Annotated in this window: 14 protein-coding genes; 5 read left to right on the forward strand and 9 right to left on the reverse strand. The window is 70.5% G+C overall.

The annotated features are described in order from the left end of the window. The first annotated feature begins 47 nt into the window (after positions 1 to 47). Entirely contained in the window at positions 48 to 605 is a 558-nt protein-coding gene (locus tag AC07V5_RS09790) for a DinB family protein (protein WP_495115459.1), read from the forward strand. Beyond that, entirely contained in the window at positions 605 to 955 is a 351-nt protein-coding gene (locus tag AC07V5_RS09795) for a hypothetical protein (RefSeq protein ID WP_495115460.1), read from the forward strand. Before AC07V5_RS09790 ends, AC07V5_RS09795 begins: the two co-directional genes overlap by 1 nt. On the opposite strand, the gene AC07V5_RS09800 is transcribed toward AC07V5_RS09795, so the two are convergent. Continuing rightward, positions 950 to 4,492, reverse strand: coding sequence for an indolepyruvate ferredoxin oxidoreductase family protein (locus tag AC07V5_RS09800; protein ID WP_495115461.1), 3,543 nt, complete (start codon positions 4,490 to 4,492; stop codon positions 950 to 952). The genes AC07V5_RS09795 and AC07V5_RS09800 overlap by 6 nt on opposite strands. 192 nt (positions 4,493 to 4,684) lie before the next feature. Here AC07V5_RS09800 and AC07V5_RS09805 point away from each other — a divergent pair, with 192 nt between their 5' ends. Beyond that, positions 4,685 to 5,155, forward strand: coding sequence for an Lrp/AsnC family transcriptional regulator (locus AC07V5_RS09805; RefSeq protein ID WP_495115462.1), 471 nt, complete (start codon positions 4,685 to 4,687; stop codon positions 5,153 to 5,155). A gap of 147 nt (positions 5,156 to 5,302) precedes the next feature. Further along, positions 5,303 to 6,166, forward strand: coding sequence for a carbonic anhydrase family protein (locus tag AC07V5_RS09810; RefSeq protein WP_495115463.1), 864 nt, complete (start codon positions 5,303 to 5,305; stop codon positions 6,164 to 6,166). Here the strand turns inward: AC07V5_RS09810 and AC07V5_RS09815 are convergent. Together AC07V5_RS09815 and AC07V5_RS09820 are read right to left on the reverse strand one after the other, a co-directional pair. After that, positions 6,147 to 6,602 carry a hypothetical protein gene (locus AC07V5_RS09815; protein WP_495115464.1) on the reverse strand — a complete coding sequence of 152 codons (456 nt, stop codon included), beginning with the start codon at positions 6,600 to 6,602 and terminating at the stop codon, positions 6,147 to 6,149. The genes AC07V5_RS09810 and AC07V5_RS09815 overlap by 20 nt on opposite strands. A 42-nt stretch (positions 6,603 to 6,644) precedes the next feature. Next, positions 6,645 to 7,253, reverse strand: coding sequence for a DVUA0089 family protein (locus AC07V5_RS09820; protein WP_495115465.1), 609 nt, complete (start codon positions 7,251 to 7,253; stop codon positions 6,645 to 6,647). 180 nt (positions 7,254 to 7,433) lie between these two features. Here AC07V5_RS09820 and AC07V5_RS09825 point away from each other — a divergent pair, with 180 nt between their 5' ends. After that, the gene (locus AC07V5_RS09825; RefSeq protein WP_495115466.1) at positions 7,434 to 8,462 is read left to right on the forward strand and encodes a sensor domain-containing diguanylate cyclase; all 1,029 of its coding nucleotides are present in this window, start codon (positions 7,434 to 7,436) and stop codon (positions 8,460 to 8,462) included. Here AC07V5_RS09825 and AC07V5_RS09830 read toward each other — a convergent pair. The 6 genes from AC07V5_RS09830 to AC07V5_RS09855 form a co-directional block, all read right to left on the reverse strand. Then, on the reverse strand, positions 8,416 to 11,724 hold the full coding sequence (locus tag AC07V5_RS09830) for a hybrid sensor histidine kinase/response regulator (RefSeq protein ID WP_495115467.1): 3,309 nt from the start codon (positions 11,722 to 11,724) through the stop codon (positions 8,416 to 8,418). The genes AC07V5_RS09825 and AC07V5_RS09830 overlap by 47 nt on opposite strands. Positions 11,725 to 11,886: 162 nt before the next feature. After that, a complete protein-coding gene (locus AC07V5_RS09835) occupies positions 11,887 to 12,885 on the reverse strand; it encodes an ABC transporter substrate-binding protein (RefSeq protein ID WP_495115468.1) in 999 nt (332 codons plus the stop codon). Positions 12,886 to 12,932: 47 nt separating this feature from the next. Then, complete coding sequence (locus AC07V5_RS09840; protein WP_495115469.1) at positions 12,933 to 13,898, reverse strand: diguanylate cyclase domain-containing protein; 966 nt, start codon at positions 13,896 to 13,898, stop codon at positions 12,933 to 12,935. 4 nt (positions 13,899 to 13,902) lie between these two features. Then, positions 13,903 to 14,886, reverse strand: a complete 984-nt coding sequence (locus tag AC07V5_RS09845) for a GGDEF domain-containing response regulator (RefSeq protein WP_495115470.1) — start codon at positions 14,884 to 14,886, stop codon at positions 13,903 to 13,905. 50 nt (positions 14,887 to 14,936) lie between these two features. Then, on the reverse strand, positions 14,937 to 16,613 hold the full coding sequence (locus AC07V5_RS09850; RefSeq protein WP_495115471.1) for an ATP-binding response regulator: 1,677 nt from the start codon (positions 16,611 to 16,613) through the stop codon (positions 14,937 to 14,939). A gap of 23 nt (positions 16,614 to 16,636) precedes the next feature. Then, a complete protein-coding gene (locus AC07V5_RS09855; RefSeq protein ID WP_495115472.1) occupies positions 16,637 to 18,229 on the reverse strand; it encodes a hybrid sensor histidine kinase/response regulator in 1,593 nt (530 codons plus the stop codon). Positions 18,230 to 18,321: the final 92 nt, after the last annotated feature.

An 18,321-nucleotide genomic window follows, 5' to 3' on the forward strand; every position in this document is an offset into this window, starting at 1 on the left:
AGCTCATTCAAACGCGCAGGGCTTGGGCGCGGCAGCAGAATTGCCGCATGAATCACGCCCTCGACCTCTTTCACACCCAGGCCCGCGCCAACCGCCTGGCCAACCGGCGCCTGCTTGGCGCGGTGGCAACGCTGTCGGCAGCGGAATTCCACGCCGCGCGGACGAGCTTTTTCCCGAGCCTCGCGCTGACGCTGAACCACGTCCTCAACGTTGATTACTACTACCTCGCGGCGCTGCATGGCGACGTGGCGATGCGCAGCATCTGGGCCAGTTATGTGCCGGCGCAAACAGCGCAGGAACTGGCCGAGCGCCAGGATGTGAGCGACGGGCGGCTGGTGGCTTTCTGTGCCGGACTACGGCCGGGCGACGAAGACCGCATCGTCGCCTTCGACCGTGGCGCCGGCATCGAGAACGGCCCGCGCGAGCCGGTAGGGCGGGTGCTGGCCCACCTCTTCATGCATCAGACCCATCACCGCGGGCAGGCGCATGCGATGTTGGCCGGCACCTCGGTGAAGCCGCCGCAGCTGGATGACTTCATCCTGTTGGGGGACGACAAGCATCGAACGGACGACATGGCGTCGTTGGGGTGGGCGGAGCCTGTGTAGTGAGTCGAAAACCCACCCCCTTCGAAGTCGAACTCGGCCAACGAGTTGACGAGGCGCTTTACTACCTGTGGGACCCCATAGGTGTTTCCAACTCACCGACTGCCAGAGACGAATACTCGGGCTACGCGCTGCGCGCGACAGGGATGCTGCTGCAGTCAACCACCGCACAGGCGCTTGCTGATTTCCTCGTGGAAATCGAAAGCTCCGGGATGGGACTGACGCCCAACCCAGAGCAGGCACTACGCGTGGCGGAATTGCTTCTGGAATGGAAGAGCGCGCTGGAGGACAAACACGACAGGCCAGACGCGGTCTGGCAAACCCTCTCGGACGCTGTCAGAAACCGGTCATAGCTCCGCCACACCCTTGACCCGCACCGGCATCGCCACCGGCTGAGCCGCCACCTCCACGGTGCGGCCGTGGAAGCGGTCCAGCAGCGCCTGCCACTGCTTCTTCACCGCAATGACGTTGGCGTGCTTCACATGCCCGTAGCCGCGAATCTTCTCGGGCAGGCGGGCCAGGTCGACGGCGGTATTCAGGTTGTCTGTCGTCAGTGAGGCCAGGATCTCATCCACCAGCTTTTCGTAGTCGACGATCAGCTGCCGCTCCATGCGGCGCTCCTCGGTCTTGCCGAAGATGTCCAGCACACCACCGCGCAGGCCCTTGAACTTGGCCAGCCACTTGAAGGCCGTGAAGGTCCAGGAGCCCATCTCGATCTTCTTCGCGCGGCCATCGGCGCCGGGCTTGGAGATCAGCGGCGGGGCGAGGTGGAAGCTCAAGGATTCCCAGTTCTCGAACTGGGCCTTCATGGCGGCCTCGAAGCGGCCGTCGGTGTACAGGCGCGCCACCTCGTACTCGTCCTTGATGGCCAGCAGCTTGGCGTAGTAGCGGGCCACGGCCTGCGTCAGGCGCTGGCCTTTGCCGAGCGCGCTTTCAGCCGCGCGCACGCGCTCGACCAAGGCGCGATAGCGCTGCGCATAGGCGGCGTCCTGATAGTCGGTCAGGAATTTGGCGCGCCGCTCGATCAGGCCGTCAGGGCCATCGAGCTGGTCGAAGTTGAAGAGCTTGACGACGTTCACGTCGCCGGCCAGCCTCGGAATGGCGTCCGGCGCGGCGATGGCCAGGCGGCCCAGCGCGAAGGCGGTCTTGTTGGCCTCGGCAGCCACGCCGTTCAACTCGATGGCCCGCATCAGCGCGGCCTCGCTGACGGGGATCAGCCCACGCTGCCAGCAGGCGCCCAGCATGATGATGTTGCTGGGCAGGGTGTCGCCCATCAGGCGCTGCGAGATGTCCTGGGCGTCCACCGTGTCGAGCGCGCCCTGCTCGCCGACGGCGAACTTCATCTTGGCCAGCAGCGAGTCGCCCTGGAGCGACGCATCCGGGTTGCGAACGAAGCCGGCTGTGGGCAGCTCGTGCGTGTTCGCGAGGATGACCGTGCGGCCTGGCTTGACCGTGCCCAACGCATCGGGCGAGGCACCGACGACCATGTCGCAGGCCAGCAGCACGTCGGCCTGCTGGGTGTCGATGCGCACCTGGTTCAGCAGGTCCAGCGTGGGCGCCACGCGCACGAAGGAGAGCACCGCGCCGCCCTTCTGCGCAAAGCCCATGAAGTCCAGCACCGAGGCCTGCTTGCCTTCCAGGTGCGCGGCCATGGACACCAGCGCACCGACCGTGACGACGCCGGTGCCGCCCACGCCGGTGACCAGCAGGTCGAACGGCCCCGTCCAGTTCCACGCGGCCGGCGGCTTGATGGCGGCGATCTCGCGCGCCAGGTCTTGCGCCGTGTAGCTGGCGCCGGCCTTCTTCTTCAGCTCCGGACCATGCACCGACACGAAGCTCGGGCAGAAGCCGTTCACGCAGGAGAAATCCTTGTTGCAGCTGCTCTGTTCGATGGCGCGCTTGCGGCCCCAGTCGGTCTCGACGGGCACGACGCTCATGCAGTTGCTGGCCACGCCGCAGTCGCCGCAGCCTTCGCAGACCGCCTCGTTGATGAAGATGCGCTTGGGCGGATCGACGAACTCCTTCTTCTTGCGGCGGCGGCGCTTCTCGGCGGCACAGGTCTGGTCGTAGATCAGCACCGTCACGCCTTCGATCTCGCGCAGCTCGCGCTGCACGGCGTCCAGCTCAGCCCGGTCATGGAAGGTCGTGCCGGCCGGGAACAGGCCGTGATGGCCGTTGTATTTGCCGATCTCGTCGGACACAACGCACAAGCGCTTCACGCCCTCGGCCTCCACCTGCCGCGCGATCTGCGGCACGCTGGTCTGGCCGTCCACCGGCTGGCCACCGGTCATGGCGACGGCGTCGTTGTAGAGGATCTTGTAGGTGATGTTGGTCTTGGCGGCGATGGCCTGGCGGATGGCCAGATAGCCCGAGTGGTAGTAGGTGCCGTCGCCCAGGTTCTGGAAGACGTGCTTCTCCTTCGTGAAGCGGCTCTGCGCAGCCCAGTCCACGCCCTCGGCGCCCATCTGGATGAGGCCGGACGTGCCGCGCTCCATCCAGCTCGCCATGAAGTGGCAGCCAATGCCGGCCAGCGCGCGCGAGCCTTCCGGCAGCTTGGTGGACGTGTTGTGCGGGCAGCCCGAGCAGAAGTAAGGCTGGCGGCGCACCCCGTCCGCCGCGTTGCTCAGCAGGCAGGGCGTCAGGAAGTCAACGACGAGGTGGCGGCGGTCCAGCGCGGGGTTGAGCCGTGCCAGCCAGTCGGCCACGGTGCCCATGATGCGGCTGGGGCGCAGCTCGCCGAGCGCGCTCAGCACGGCCGCGCCATGCTCGTCCGTCTTGCCGACGACGCGCGGGCGCTGGAACTCGGGCAGGTGGTAGAGCAGCTCCTTGATCTGGCGCTCGACGACCGGCCCCTTCTCCTCGATGACGAGTACGTCGGTCAGGTTGCTGCAGAACTCGACGATGCGTGTCGGCTCCAGCGGGAACACCAGGCCGACCTTGTAGACCCGCACGCCGGCCGCGGCCAGCGCGTTGGGGTCCAGGTCCAGCCGGCGCAGCACTTCCATGAAGTCGTAGTGCGCCTTGCCCACCGTCACGATGCCCAAAGTGGCGGCGGGGCTCGTCACGATGTGCTTGTCGATGCTGTTTACCTTGGCGAAGGCCTTCACTGCGTCGATCTTGTGCGCCAGGCGCGACTCCAGCTCCAGCGAGGGCAGGTCCACCGTGCGGATGTGCAGATTCGTCGGCGCGACGTAGTCGACGGGGTTGTCGAAGTCCAGCGCCACCGCGTCCAGATCCACCGTCATGCCGCTCTCGACAACTTCCGAGATCGCCTTGAAGCCAACCCAGGCGCCCGAGAAGCGGCTCAGCGCCCAGCCGTAGAGGCCGAACTCCAGGTACTCGGCCACGTTGGCCGGGTGCACCAGCGGCATGCTCCAGGCCTGCAACGCTTGGTCGCTCTGGTGCGGGGTGCTGCTGGACACGCAGCCGTGGTCGTCACCGCAGACGACGAGCACGCCGCCCTGCGTGCTCGTGCCATAGACGTTGCCGTGCTTGAGCGCATCGCCCGAGCGGTCCACACCGGGCCCCTTGCCGTACCACATGGCAAACACGCCATCCACGGTGCGCTGCGGGTCCAGCCCCACGCGCTGCACACCCAGGCAGGCCGTGGCGGCCAGGTCTTCGTTGATGGCGGGCAGGAACTCGATGTGGGCCTTCTCCAGGAACTTCTTGGCCTTCCAGAGCTGCTGGTCGACCATGCCCAGCGGCGAGCCGCGGTAGCCGGAGACGAAGCCCGCGGTCTTCAGCCCCGCGCGCTCGTCCTGCGCCTTCTGCGCGAGCAGCAACCGCACCAAAGCCTGGGTGCCGGTCAGGAAGACGGCGCCGCTGTCGGCCGCGAGGTTGTCGCTGAGCTGGTAGGGGCGCAGGCTGGGCGTGGCGGTGTCTGACATCGGGGCTCCTGGAGGGCGAGGAATTCTTCCCCCTCAGGGCCGGAAGAACTTGCCTCAATGCCGGTGGATTGCCGGGCCAATGAGATGATTCTTCTCCAAACAGGCAATTAAACGAAACGCCTCCACGCTCGCGCTGCTCGCTGCCCCCCGAGGGGACGTGTCAGCGGCTTCGGGCGGCCGGGCACCACTGACATGGAAACAAACGAACTCGACCGCGCCAGCCTGCAGATCCTGGAGGCCCTGCAAGCCGATGCGCGGTTGTCCACGCAGGCCCTGGCCGAGAAGGTCGGCCTGTCGGCCACGCCGGTGTGGCGGCGCGTTAAGGAGATGGAGGAGCGCGGCGTCATCCGCGCCCATGTGGTGCTGGTGGACCGCGAAAAGATCGGCCTGTCCATCTGCGTGCTGGCCAATGTGAGCCTGGTGCGGCACAGCGAGGGCGCGGTGGAGCAGTTCGAGCGGCTGGTGGCCACGCAGCGCGAGATCATCGAATGCCATGCCATCACCGGCGAGGCCGACTACGTCATCAAGGTCGTCGCGGCCGACATGAAGGCCTACGACCTCTTCCTGCAGCAGAACATCTTCAAGCTGCCGGGCGTGAGCAGCGTGCGCAGCAACGTCGTGCTGCGCGAGGTGAAGTACGAGACGGCGCTGCCGGTGGGTTGACCGCGGCCAGGCGGCGGCCAGGTGGCGTGCCGCTTTCAGAAGGTTTCAGATCCCTTCAGCGCTGCTTCAAGCCAAGCGCGAGGGGTGGGCGATAGCGTTGCCTGGCGGCTTGGCACTCTGCCGCCGCGCCCACACCCGGAGACCCTCATGAACACGCATCGCGTGACCCTCGGCCTCGTTTCGGCACTCGCCCTGCCGTCTGTCCAAGCTGCCAACTGGGGCTACCCCGAGCAGGGGGCGAGTTGGGGCTCCCGTTTCATCACCGGCTCGCAGTGCGACAGCACCACGGTCCAGCAGTCGCCCATCGACTTCACCCAGCTGAGTACGCCGGCCCAGGCAGCCACGGCGACCGTAACCCTGATCCCGCCGGGGCAGTTCGACCCGCATGACAACAACGTCGTCTTCGCCTCCCAGGTCCGCGTCACGCTATCGCAGAACGGCACGGTGGTGTTCAGCCACAAGTACCTGATCCTTGGCTATCACTTCCACTTCGGGGCCGAAAGTGGCACGCCAACCGAGCATCAGCTCAGTACGTGGGTGCCCGCTGAGGGCAGTCGTACCTACGGCGAGCTGCACATCGTTGGCAGCTCGCCCGCAGGCAACGGGGTGTTCTCCATCGCATTGGCGCAGGACTCCGTTGGACCGGCCCCTACGGTGCTCGACACCTTCTTGGTGGCCGCCAACCAGGCCTATGTCAGCCCTGCATCCACCCAGTCGGCAGACGTCATGCCGCTGCTCGGTGCCTTCTCGACGGGAGCCTTCTTTTCCTACAGCGGCTCGCTGACGACACCGCCCTGCAGCGGCGGCGTGCAATGGTTCGTGCTGCAAACCCCGCTCAAGTACGGTGGCAACGGTGACCCCCTCTACACCCTGGGGGCAGGCCTGAACAAGGCCGGCTTGATCGCCAACAACGTGCGGGGCACCAAGACGGCACCGACGCTGGTCTACACCACCAGCCCCGCGTTGCCGCGCTCGGCCGGCACCGCCCCCATCAGTTCAGCAGGCCGTTGACGGTGATGTCGACACCGGCCGCGCCGCCAAAGGCAACGCAGGACTGGCCGCTGATCGGGTTGTAGACCAGCGGCGAGGGATAGGTGAGGTGCACGGTCTGGCCGGCCGGCACCTGCACGTAGAAGCGCGGGAAGCTGCCGCCGATCACGTTCGTGCTGCCGCAGACCTGGCCGTCGGCCAGCACGGGCGCGAAGACGAAGATGGCGCGGTTGACGCTGCCCAGGTTGGTCAGCGTGATCGCGGTGATGCCGAGCACGCCGCCCGTGCCGGGGCCGATGGTTACGTAGTTCGCCGAGCCGTTGGCCGAGTTGTTGAAGGGCCGGCTGGGCAGCACCGATTCGACGAGCGCCGCCTTGGTGACGGCCAGCGCGGGCGCGAGGGGCAGCGCCGACAGCGCGGCAAGACCCAGGCAACGCAGAACAGGCAGGAGTCGCATGGCAATGTCCTTTCAAAGGGAAGCCAAAGGAGCGGGCGGGATTCAGTCGCGCCGTTTCAGCCAGAGCGTCAGCAGGCCCGCCGCCAGCAGCAGGGGCGCCGCCGGCTCGGGAACGAGGGCGCTGGACGTGATGTCCAGCGCATAGGCGCTGCTGCAGCTGGCCGCGCAGGCGCCGTCGGACCAGCTCGCCGCCAGCCCGATGAAGCCGTCGCCCAGCGTGCCGCTGCCGAGGTTCTCGGCGAAGGAGAAGTTGGCGGGGAGGCTGATGGCGATGGTGTAGCGCCCCGCCGGCAGCGCGCCGACGTGCAGCGTCGAATCAGCGCAGCTGGGCGCGGCCGTGCCGGGCGGGCACAGGCCGTCGTCATTCGAGGCCAGGAAGGTGGCGGTGCCGCTCCAGCCCGCGAACAGCGACACATAGGTGTCGAAGCCGCCGGCCGCGATGGCCTGGCCGGCGGCGTTCACGCCCCCGCCAAAGCTCCAGGTCTGAGCGTCGAGGGCCGCGACGGCGCTGGTCTCGAACTCGATCAACGCGACGTCGTTCGGGTCGCCGGCCGCCAGCAGGCCTCGCGCGGACAGCGTGGCCGCTGGCGCGGCCGTACTCGCGACGAGAGCGGCCAAGGCGGCGAGCGTGGCGGCGGATCTGGGCAGCATGGCAACTCCTTGTCGAGGCGCCAGGCATGCTGCGCGCCGGGTTCGGCCAGCGTCGACCCCTAGAACCGCCGTCCTGCCCCGGTTGCGGGGGGTCAAGACGTGGCCCCAGTAACCGCCTTGTCTCTTGGCAACGAGGCGGCGGCCTGTCTACATTAGGCTGGTCGCCACTTGTCGCCTCCCATGGACTCGTTCTTCGCCCAGCTCTCCGACTCGGTCTCCAAGGCGCGCACGCTGGAGGAGCTGACCCGGCCCCTGCTCGAGATGCTCGAAACCGTCTCCGGCCTGGAGTCGACCTATCTGACGACCATCGACCTGGCGGAGGGCCTGCAGCATGTCGTGTACGCGCACAACTCGCGCGACCTGCAGATTCCCGAGGGCCTGAGCGTGCCCTGGGGCGACACGCTGTGCAAGCGCGCGCTGGACGAAGGACGGCCCTACACCGACGACGTGGCCAGCATCTGGGGCGACTCCGAAGCGGCGCAGCAGCTGGGCCTGCAAACCTACGTCAGCACGCCGGTGCGTACCGACGACGGCGCGCTGTACGGCACGCTGTGCGCTGCCAGTTCGCGCCGCCAACCGCTGACCGAAGCGGCCTCACAGGCGCTGCAGCTCTTTGCCCGCCTGATCGAGCAGCATGTGGAGCGCGAGCGCCTCGTCGAGAAGCTGCAGCGCGTGAACGCCGAGCTCAGGACGCAGGCATTGACCGATGCGCTGACGGGGCTGCAGAACCGGCGCGCGCTGATGCAGGAGCTGGTGCGCCTCGTGTCGCTGGCCCAGCGCACCGGTAGCTGGCTGCTGGCGGGCGCGATCGACCTGGACGGCTTCAAGCAGATCAACGATGTCCACGGCCATGACGCCGGCGACGAGTTCCTGCGCGGCATGGCGGCTCAGCTGCAGGCGGCGCTGCGCGGTGGCGACGTGCTGGCGCGCATGGGCGGCGACGAGTTCGTCGTCATCGGCCTTGGCCCCAAGCTGGATGCCGACGGCCTGGCGGCCGCACGGCTGCTGCAGCAACGGCTGGCGTCGGCCACCGTGGGCCGTTACGCGGCCGGTGCGGCCACCGTCGACTACGCCGGTGCCAGTGTTGGCGTGGCCTGCCTGGACCCGCACCAGGTCGGCGCCGAGCAGGCGCTGCGCGAATCCGATGCGGCGATGTACCGCGTCAAGCTGGCGCGTCGCCAGCAGGACGGAGCGCTGCCAGCTCGGTGAGCGCGGCCTCGAAGGCCAGCGTCTCCAGCGCACGCCGCAGCCGCCCGTAGCCCGGCTCACCACAAGCCGCACGTAGCGCCGGAGCCAGCGGCTCGAACAGGTCCAGCGCCGCCAGGTCGTGCGCCAGCAGCGCCTTCTGCAGCCTGGCCAGCGCCTGCATGTCCAGCGGGCCGGCGGCCACCGGCTCGGCGGCCTGCCGCGCGGCCTGGTGGCGCTGCAGCCAGGGCCGCGCCTCGGCCGTCAGCGCGGCCATCAGTCGGCCCACTTCGGCCAGCTCGGCGCTGAAGTCGGCCCCGGCGCGGGCCTGGGCCTCGCCGCGCTGCGCCGCCCGGTGCAGGGCCGTCGCTGCCAGCAGGCCGGCGCTTCCGCCCAGCTTGTGCAGCCGCGCTGCGGTCTGGGCCGCATCGGTAGGCATGGCGGTGGGCTCGGCGACATCGGCGAACTCGTCCAGCAAACGTGTCAGCAACCGGGCGAAGAAGTCCAGGTCGCCCGGCAGGCGCTGCCGGGTCGTGGCGATGTCGATGTGCTCCAGCGCCGGCCAGTCCTCTGTCGGCGGGGCTTCGCTGCCGCGCGTGGCCACCGGCAGGCGCCGCGCCTGTGCGCGCTCGACCTGCTCGCGCAGCAGCAGCACCAGGCCCGCGGGGTCGAAGGGCTTGCTGACGAAGCCGTTCATGCCGGCGTCCAGCGCGCGCTGGCGCTCGCTGAGCAGCGCGCCGGCCGTCAGCGCGAGGATGGGCAGGTCGCGCAGGCCGAGATCGTCGCGGATGCACCGCGCCGCGGCCAGGCCATCGAGCACCGGCATCTGCACGTCCATCAGCACAGCGTCGAAGCCGGTCGGGTCGGCCCGCAGCCGCGCGACGGCGGCGGCGCCGTCCTGGGCCAGTGTCACGAGGGCACCTTCCTGCTCCAGGATGCGCTGGGCCACTTCGAGGTTGATGCTGCTGTCGTCCGCCACCAGCACGCGCATGCCCGGCAGCAACTGCACGGCCGAGGCACCGCGCGTGCTGGCCAGCAGGGAGCGCGCGGCACCGCGCGCGGCCAGCGCGGCATGCACGGCGTCGAACAGGCTGGACACATCGGCCGGCAGTTGCAACTGGCCCGCACCTTCGGCCCCCGAGGCGCGGCTCATCAGCACGCAGGGAAGCGGGGCGAGCCGGGCCGTCAGTGCCTGCCGCTCGGCCTCGGCCAGCGGCTGCAGCAGGCGGTGGTCCAGCAGCACGAGGTCGGGCGCCTCGCCGGCCAGGCGTTCGCTCAAGGCACCCGTGTCGGCCAGGGCCTCGGGCTGCCAGCCGAGGTCGGCGCACAGGCGCTGCAACGCGTCGCGCTGGCTGGCGTCGTCGCTGGCCAGCAGCAGCACGAGCGGGCGCGTGGCCAGCGCCAGGCCCAGGGCCGGCTCGAAGGCCACGCGCACGACAAAGCGCGTGCCGCCGCCGGGGCTGCTGCTGACGCCCACCTGGCCGCCCATCAGCTCGCAGAGCTGCTTGACGATGGACAGGCCCAGGCCCGTGCCGCCGTAGCGGCGCGAGGTGGAGCTGTCGGCCTGGGTGAAGGGCGTGAAGAGGCGCGACAGCGCGTCGGCCGGGATGCCGATGCCGGTGTCCTCGATGGCGATCTCAAGCGGCAGCGGCCGTTCGTCAGGGCGCGGGCAGCGCGCCGCCAGGCTGACGCTGCCCTCCGCGGTGAACTTGATGGCGTTGGAGATGAGGTTGCCGACGACCTGGCGCAGCCGCGCCGCGTCGCCCAGCAGCAGCGCCGGCAGGCCGGCGTCGAGGTCCAGGCTGAGCGTGACGCCCTTGATCTCGGCCTGGGGCTGGAAGAGGCTTGCGATGTCTTGCAGCAGCGCGCGTGGGTCGAAGGGCGCGGCCTCCAGCACCATCTCGCCGGCCTCGATCTTGGACAGGTCCAGCACGGCGTTGATGACGTCCAGCAGCGAACGGCTGGCGCTGCTGATCTTGCCCAGCAGGTCGCGCTGGCCGGCGTCCAGCGCCGTGCGTTCGAGCAGGAAGGACAGGCCCATGACGGCGTTCATCGGCGTGCGGATCTCGTGGCTCATGTTGGCCAGGAAGTCGCTCTTGGCCGCGCTGGCCGCGTCGGCCGCCTCGGTGGCGCGGCGCAGCGTGTCGGCAGCGGCGCGGCGCTCGGTGATGTCCTGCACGGCGCCCACCAGGCGCACTACCTTGCCCTCCTGGCCGCCCGTCTCGCCACCGGCGTCGCGCACGGCGGCGCCGACCGAATGCAGCCAGCGGAGCTGGCCATCGGGTGCCAGCAGCTCCAGCTCCAGGTCCCAGCCCTGGCCGGTCTGCGCAGCCACGGCCATGGCCTCGCGCAGGCGCTGCTCGGACTCGGGCATGAAGCTGCGCAGCACCGCCTCGGGGTCGAGCTCGGGGCCAGGCTTGAGCATGTGGATGGCGTGGGTCTGTGTGGTCCAGGTGAGCCGGCCGCTGCCCAGGTCCAGCTCCCAGCCACCCACGCCCGCCATCTGGCCGGCGCGCTCCAGGAAGGCCTCGTTGCGCGCGAGATGGCGGTTGGAGTCGCGCAGCGCCGCATCGCGCTGCTGCAGGGCCTCGGTCATGGCGTCCAGCGCCTGGGACAGCTGGCCGAGTTCATCGCGGCGCTGCAGTGCGCTGCGCGCCGACAGGTCGCCGGCCTCGACGGATTGGGCGACGCCGCGCAGGCGGTCGATGGGCGCGAGCACGCGGCGCAGCAGCAGGCCGGCCAGCACGAGCGTCAGCGTCAGCAGCGTGAGCTGCGTGCCCACGGCCAGCCAGCGCTGACGCTCGGCCTCCAGGCGCCGCCGTTCGGCGAGGTTGCGCGACAGATCGAAGGCGCCATCGCTGACGCGGCGCGTCTCGTTGACGAGCTGGTCGGTCAGCGTCTCGCGGCGCGCTAGTGCGTCGATGTCGTCGCGGACGGTCGCGCGGCGCAAGGCCGCGAAGATCTGCGGCAGCGCGCGCGCCGTGCCCTGCAGTTCGTCGACCTGGTCGGCGCTGCCGGCATCGGCGGTGGCGTAGTCGGCCAACGCGTGCGACAGCCGTTCATGCACAAGGCCCCATTGCCTGGCCGCGCGTTCGTTCTGGTGCAGGCCGTAGTCCTGCGTCAGCACGAGCAGGCCAGCGGCGTCGCGGGCGATGACCTCGACGGTTTCGCGCTGCCTGTCGTTGCGCTCGGAGGCCTGGCGCTCGATGGTGATGTTCGTCAGCCGCGCGCCGACGACCAGCAGCGCGGCGATCACGCAGGTCATCAGGGCGGGGCGCAAGCGCACGTCAGTGACCGCAGGCGTTCGCGGGACGAGTGCCGGGCCGCTCCCAAGCCGGCCCGCCCTGGCGATGTGCTTGCGGCTCAACGCCGCATGCATCGCCGTCCCCCAGGGGGACCGACTGGACAGGCCCGCGTTCAGCCGGGCGTGGATAGGCGAGGGGCGCCATCACTTGATGACGGTCATCGCGCGCGGGTCCATCGCGCGCAGCGGCTCGACACGCATCAGGTCGAGGTAGTCGGGCATCTTGGGGTTGTCCACCAGGCCCTCGCGCACTGCCCAGCGCGATTCGGCCTCCAGCGTGGACAGCAGGTTCTGGTCCAAGGCCAGGCGGAAGTCGTAGCCGTCCAGCTGGCTGGCGACGGTCTTCGCGTCCTGCTTCCAGAGCGTCGCCAGTTGGGCCTGGGCGCGTGCAGGCTGGCTGTTCATCAGCGCGATGCCGCGTTGCGTGGCCTTGAGCAGGCGCAGCAGCGTGTCCTGGCTCACCCCCGGCTGGGCAACGATGTTGGCCATGACGGTGTAGGGCCGCAGCGTCGGCAGCTGCACGCCCTTCGCCCCGAGCTGCTGCAGCGCCTGCGGGCCGACGGGGCGGTAGAAGGAGGCGGCGTCCACCTCGCCCTGCAGCAGCGGCTCGGCGCCGCGGCCGGGGTCGAGGAAGACGAACTGCACCGAATCCCGCGACACGCCGTTGACGAGCAGGAAGACGTTGGCGAAGTAGTGGGCGCTGGTGCCGCGCGCGACACCGATGCGCTTGCCGGCGAGATCGGCCGGCGTGCGGATGCCGCGGTCGGCACGCGCGATCAAGGCGGTGTCCTTGGCGGAGGTGCCGAAGGTGGCGACGATGTCGAAACGATGGCCGCCATGCAGGGCGAAGACCATGGGCGTGTCCGCCACGGTGGCCACCTGGACCTCGCCATCGGTCAGGTGCTTCAGGCAGCGCCGGCCGTTGATGCAGGGCTGCACGCGCACCTCCAGCCCCTCGGCGGCGAAATAGCCTTCCAGGACGGCGATCTGCAGCGGCGCGAACAGCGTCGACTCGCCGATGGCGATGGCCAGCGGTGCGGCCCGGGCACCCTCGGCGAAGAGGCCCATCAGCAGGCCCAGGCCGGCCAGCAGGGCAGCAGCCCGGCGGCGCGCCGCGAGCGGGAGTTGCGAGGTCCGGGGCATGTCCAGGCCTTGTGTGGGGGTGAAAACAGGGGGCGCGCGGCGCACGATCACGCGCCGGCCGCAGCAGCTTCGCCGACACGGCCGCGGCCGGCCGCCTTGGCGGCGTAGAGCAGGCGATCGGCTGCCTCGACCAGGGCCTCACCGCGCGTCTGCACGACGCTGGCGTCGGCATCGGGCCGGGCCGCGGCCCAGCCGACCGAGACGCTGACGAGGCGGCTTGGCGGCGCGTCGACGTGCGGCAACGCAAGCGCGGCGACGGCATCGACGATGCGCTGCGCCATGGCGCGCGCGCCCGCCGCGTCGGTCTGCGGCAGCAGCACGGCGAATTCCTCGCCGCCGTAGCGCGCTGCCAGGTCACCCGGGCGGCGGATGCAGTTGCGGATGGCGGTGGCGACCTCGCGCAGGCAGGCGTCACCGGAGACGTGGCCGTAGCGGTCGTTGAAGCGCTTGAAGTGGTCGACGTCGATGAGCAGCAGGGCCAGGCTGTCGTGCCCGCGGCGGGCGCGCTCGCATTCGACGCGCAGGTCCTGGTCGAAGCGGCGGCGGTTGGCCAGGCCGGTCATGCCGTCGGTCAACGCCGAGGCGCGCAGGGCATCGCCCAAGGCCTTGAGGCGCAGCTGGGTGCGGGCGCGCGCGACGACGACCTCAGCGACCGGTGGCTTGCGGATGAAGTCCGATGCGCCGGCCGCAAAGCCGGCCACCTCGGCCGTCACCTCGGTGTGGCCGGTGACGATGATGATGGGCAGGTCGGCCAGCAGCGGGTCGGCGCGCAGCGCGGCGCAAACCTCCAGGCCGCTCAGGCCAGGCATCTCGGCGTCGATGAGAACGAGGTCGGGCGGGCTCTCGCGCGCCAGGCGCAGCGCGTCTTCGCCGGAGAGCGCGAAGCGCAGCTCGCCAAGGCCGCTCAGCATGCGCGCCAGCACCTGCACGCTGGCAGCGTCGTCGTCGACGACGAGCAGGCTCTGGCGCGTGTCGATGTCGGTGGGCCACGCGGTGTTAGTGGGTGTCTTCATGGCATCAGGCCGGCACAGGGGCTTCATGGCCGCCGCCGGGCAGGGCGGTGCAGAGCTGCACGCCGCCCGGGGCGCTGGCGCGCGCAGCCGCCAGCGCGGCCTGTGCGGCGGCGGCAGGGTCGCCCGCGCCGGTGGCCAGCAGGCCGATGCCCAGCGCCAGCGTGAGGCCGTCGGGGCCGTCAGCCGCCAGGGCCTGGCGCAGCCGCGCGGCCAGCGCCACGGCACCGGCGGCGGTCGTGTCGGGCAGCAGCAGCGCAAAGACGTCATCGCCATGGCGGGCCACCAGGTCGGCCGGCCGCTGCAGCACCTGCTGGGCAACGCCGGCGACATGGCGCAACGCGTTGTCGGCGGCGCCGCGGCCGTGGCGCTGCTGGTAGGCGGCCAGGCCTTCGATGCCGGCCAGCAGCAGTGCCAGCGGCTGGCCGCTGCGGCGGGCGCGCCGGCATTCCAGGTCCAGCTCGTCGTCGAACTGGGCGCGCTCGGCCAGGCCGGTCAGCGCGTCGCGGCGCGCCAGGCGCACCAGGCGCTGGGCGGTGCGGTACAGGCGCAGCTGCATGGCGACGCGGGCGCGCAGCGCCGGGCCGGCAACGGGCTTGGCAACGAAGTCGGCCGCGCCGAGCTCGAAGACGGCGGACTCGACGCGGGCATCGGTGTGCTGGGTCACGAAGATGACGGGCACCTCGGTCAGCAGCGGGTCGGCCTTGAGGCGGCGGCAGACCTCGAAGCCGTCGAGGCCGGGCATCTCGGCGTCCAGCAGTACCAGCTCGGGCTGCCAGGTTTGCGCGATGGCCAGGGCCTGTTCGCCGTCCGTCGCGAAGCGCAACTGGCTGTAGCCCGACAGCAGGCGGCCGAGCATCTGGATCATGCCGGGGTCGTCGTCGACGAGCAGCAGGCGGGCATCTGCCAGCGAAGGCAGCAGGCCATCGAGCCGGCTGGCCAACGGGCTGGGCGCGGCGGAGCGGATGGGGCTGGGTACGGTCAATGGCATGGCGCAGGACATTGTGGGGCCACGCGGCGACAGTGAGTCAATTCGAATGTTCAGTTCGCTGGCGGCTGGCTGGCGGGCAGCAGGATCTCGAAGCGGCAGCCGCGACCGGGCTTGCTGTGCACGAGCAGCTGGCCGCCCATGTTCTGCACGAGGTCGCGCGTGAGCATCAGGCCCAGGCCCGTGCCGGGGATGGCGCCGCCCTCGCGGCCGAGGCGGTTGTAGGGTTCGAACAGATGGGTGAGCTGCTCCTCGCTGAGGCCGCAGCCGTGGTCTTGCACGGTCAGTGCGATGTCGTCCCCGCGGGCCTGGATCTCGACTTCGATGCCGGGGCCGCCATGGTTGCTGTTGCCGCCGTACTTCAAGGCGTTGGACAGCAGGTTGTCCAGGCACTGGCGCAGCCGGCGCGCGTCGGCGCGCACGGACATGTGGGGCGTCGGCGGCGGCGCGGCGAGGCGTATGCCGGCCTGGGCGGCCTGGGTCTCGATCTGCGCGCAGGCCTGGGTGGCCACTTCCCGCGCGTCGACATCGCCGAGCTCGACGACGAACTGGCCTGACTCCATGCGCGCGACGTCGGTCACTTCCGCCAGCAGCCCGCCCAGCCGGCCGACGGCGTCGAGGATGTGGGAGAGCTTCTCGGCCTGCCCGGTCGACAGATGCTCGCCCTGCATCAGCTGGGCGAAGCCCTTGATGACGTTGACGGGGTTGCCGATCTCGTGGGCGATGTAGGACAGCATGGACGCGGTCGCGCGGCGTGCGATGGCGGCCTCGTCCAGGCGGCGCTGCCGGGCCTGCGCGCGCTCGTGCTCGGCCTGGTCATCGCCGGCCGGATCGAGCCGGCCGCCCTGCGAGCGCTTGCGGTCGACAAGGCGACGCACGCGGGCGCACAGCACCGGCGCGCTGAAGGGCTTGCGCACGAAGTCGTCGCCGCCCAGGGCCAGCGCGCGGGCCTCGTGGCCGATGGTGCTGGACTGAGTCAGGAACATGATGGGCACCTGGCCCAGGCCGGGGTCGGCGCGCAGCTGCTTGCAGACGCGAAAGCCGTCGCTGTCGGGCAGGTCGATGTCCAGCAGGATGAGGTCCGGCTGCAGCTCGCCGGCCAGTGCCAGGGCCTGCGCGCCGTTCAATGCGAAGTGGCATTCGCCGACATCGGCCAGCAGGCTGCGCACGAGCTGGATGCTGGTGGTGTCGTCGTCGATGATGAGGATGCGCGCCGGGCCGCTGGCCGTGGCCTCGGGCCTGGCGGAGTTGGTGGCTGTGGCGCGCAACTGGGTGCGCAGCCGCGCCAGCACCTGCACGTCGTCGAAGGGCTTGCGCAGGAAGTCGTCGGCGCCCAGCTTGAGGGCCGCCACCTCGGTGGCCGCGTCGCAGTGGCTGCTCGCGAAGATGACGGGGATGTCGCGCAGGGCCGGCGCCGCGCGCAGCCGCCGGCAGACTTCGAAGCCGCCGAGGTCGGGCAGCTCGACGTCCAGCAGCACGAGGTCGGGGTGGTGCAGCTCCGCCAGCCGCAGCGCGTCCTCGCCATTGGTGGCGAAGCTGATCTGCGCGAAGCCCTTGAGCAGCTGGCCCAGGTACTCGATGGTGGCGAGGTCGTCGTCGACGACGAGCAGGTGGATGAGGCGCGTGCGCGTGGCCGGCGCGCTGGCGGCAGCGGCTGCCGCCGGCGGGCGCCGGGTGGGGCGGCCCAGGCGTGAAGGCGTGACAAGCCTGGCGCGGGTGACGGTGTTCATCATGTTCTCTCCCTGAGATCCGGTCAGCGGCCGCCGTGCTGCGCAAGCGCGTCGGCCAGGCGGCCGGGAAGCTCGAGCACATCAAGGGGCTTGGTCCAGTAGTCGTCGAAGCCGGCCTGCATGGCCCGCTCGATCTGGCCCGGCGTCGCGTCGGCCGACAGCGCGATGCACAGCGTGCCGGCGAGGGCTGCGTCTGCGCGCAGCTCCTTGACGACGTCCAGGCCCGACAGGCCCGGCAGGTTGATGTCGGTCAGCACCACTTCGGGCTTGCGCGTCCTGGCCAGCGCCAGGCCGCTGTGGCCGTCACCGGCATGCAGCACGCGCCAGTCGGGGCGGTCGCGCAGGGCCTCCTGCACGAGCAAGGTGTTCAGCGGCTCGTCCTCGATGTAGAGCAGCGTGAAGGCGTCGGGGCCGGCGTCGCGGCCTGGGTTGCGGCCGCCGCCCTGGCCGCGCTCGACGTCGAGCAGGCCGTCGACGAGTTCATGCAGGCGCTTGGCGGAGTTGAGCACCCACTCGATGCGTTCCTGCTGGCGCAGTGTCAGCGGCTCGTCGGTGCTGAGCAGCAGCAGCTGGCTGAAGCCGAGGACGGCGTTGAGCGGTGTGCGCAGCTCATGGCTGGCGCGCGACAGGAAGGCGCTCTTGGTGGCGCTGGCTGCTTCAGCGGCCAGCTTGTCGCGGCGCAGGTTCTCGATCTCGATGTGCTCGTCGACGTCGGCGATGAAGCCATGCCAGAGCACGCTGCCGTCCGGCTGCGCCGAGGGGCTGGCGCGGCCGGAGCGCCAGGCCGGCCTGTCCGCGCCGGGCAGGCAGACGCGGAACAGGCGCTGCCAGGGCTGCTGGGTGGCCTCGGCCTGGCGCATGCCGTCCAGCAGGCCGGGCAGGTCGTCGGGGTGGACGCGCTCGGCAAAGGCGCGCAGGCCCTCCGGCCGCAGCGGCGCGGCGGCGCCGAAGACATGTTCGAACCTGTCGCTGACGAAACCGAGCTGGCCGCCCCCGCCGGGTTGGCTGCGGTACTGGAACAGCATGCCGGGCGTCTCGCTGCTAAGGCGGCCGAGCAGTTCGGCCTGCTGCTGCAGATGGGCGCGGCTGGCGAGCAGGTCGACATGCTCGCGGCGATGGGCGAACCAGGCGCCGACGGCGTTGGCGATATCGGCCAGCAGCGTGGCCTGCACGGCGTCCAGGCGGCGCGGCACGGTGTCGCCCACGCACAGCGCGCCCAGCGTCAGGCCGCCCATGCGGATGGGCAGGCCGGCGTAGGCGCGCAGCCGGAACCCGTCGTTGGCCTCGCCGGTGACCCAGGGGCTGTTGGCAAAGCGCGGGTCGGCGTGGGCGTCGGCCACTTCGAACAGCGTCTCGCCGAGGATGGTGTGGGCACAGAAGGACTGGTCGCGCTCGCCGTCGACGGCCTCGGTGCCGTAGCGGGCCTTGAACCACATGCGGCGTTCGCCGACCAGGCTGATCAACGCGATGGGATAGCCCAACAGGTGAGCGGCGCAGCGCACGAGGCCGTCCAGCACGGCGTCGGGCTCGGGCTGGGCGGGCGGGCGACTGAGGCCCAGCTCGACCAGGCACTGCAGCCGCTCGGCCTCGTTGGCGGGGAGTTCATGGGCCCGCATGGCTGGCCTCGGGGCGTTGGGGTGTGGGCATTGCTGGCTTTCGGCGGCCGGGTGGCCGGTGTCAGCAATCTAGGCGGGCCCACCCCGGAGCG

It is taken from the genome of Roseateles sp. GW821-FHT02E12, from assembly GCF_059421665.1.

Coding starts and splice junctions, on each gene's coding strand:
- AC07V5_RS09790 (WP_495115459.1), top strand. CDS start 48: ATGAATCACGCCCTCGACCTCTTTCACACCCAGGCCCGCGCCAACCGC.
- AC07V5_RS09800 (WP_495115461.1), bottom strand. CDS start 4,492: ATGTCAGACACCGCCACGCCCAGCCTGCGCCCCTACCAGCTCAGCGAC.
- AC07V5_RS09805 (WP_495115462.1), top strand. CDS start 4,685: ATGGAAACAAACGAACTCGACCGCGCCAGCCTGCAGATCCTGGAGGCC.
- AC07V5_RS09810 (WP_495115463.1), top strand. CDS start 5,303: ATGAACACGCATCGCGTGACCCTCGGCCTCGTTTCGGCACTCGCCCTG.
- AC07V5_RS09815 (WP_495115464.1), bottom strand. CDS start 6,602: ATGCGACTCCTGCCTGTTCTGCGTTGCCTGGGTCTTGCCGCGCTGTCG.
- AC07V5_RS09820 (WP_495115465.1), bottom strand. CDS start 7,253: ATGCTGCCCAGATCCGCCGCCACGCTCGCCGCCTTGGCCGCTCTCGTC.
- AC07V5_RS09825 (WP_495115466.1), top strand. CDS start 7,434: ATGGACTCGTTCTTCGCCCAGCTCTCCGACTCGGTCTCCAAGGCGCGC.
- AC07V5_RS09835 (WP_495115468.1), bottom strand. CDS start 12,885: ATGCCCCGGACCTCGCAACTCCCGCTCGCGGCGCGCCGCCGGGCTGCT.
- AC07V5_RS09840 (WP_495115469.1), bottom strand. CDS start 13,898: ATGAAGACACCCACTAACACCGCGTGGCCCACCGACATCGACACGCGC.
- AC07V5_RS09845 (WP_495115470.1), bottom strand. CDS start 14,886: ATGCCATTGACCGTACCCAGCCCCATCCGCTCCGCCGCGCCCAGCCCG.
- AC07V5_RS09850 (WP_495115471.1), bottom strand. CDS start 16,613: ATGAACACCGTCACCCGCGCCAGGCTTGTCACGCCTTCACGCCTGGGC.
- AC07V5_RS09855 (WP_495115472.1), bottom strand. CDS start 18,229: ATGCGGGCCCATGAACTCCCCGCCAACGAGGCCGAGCGGCTGCAGTGC.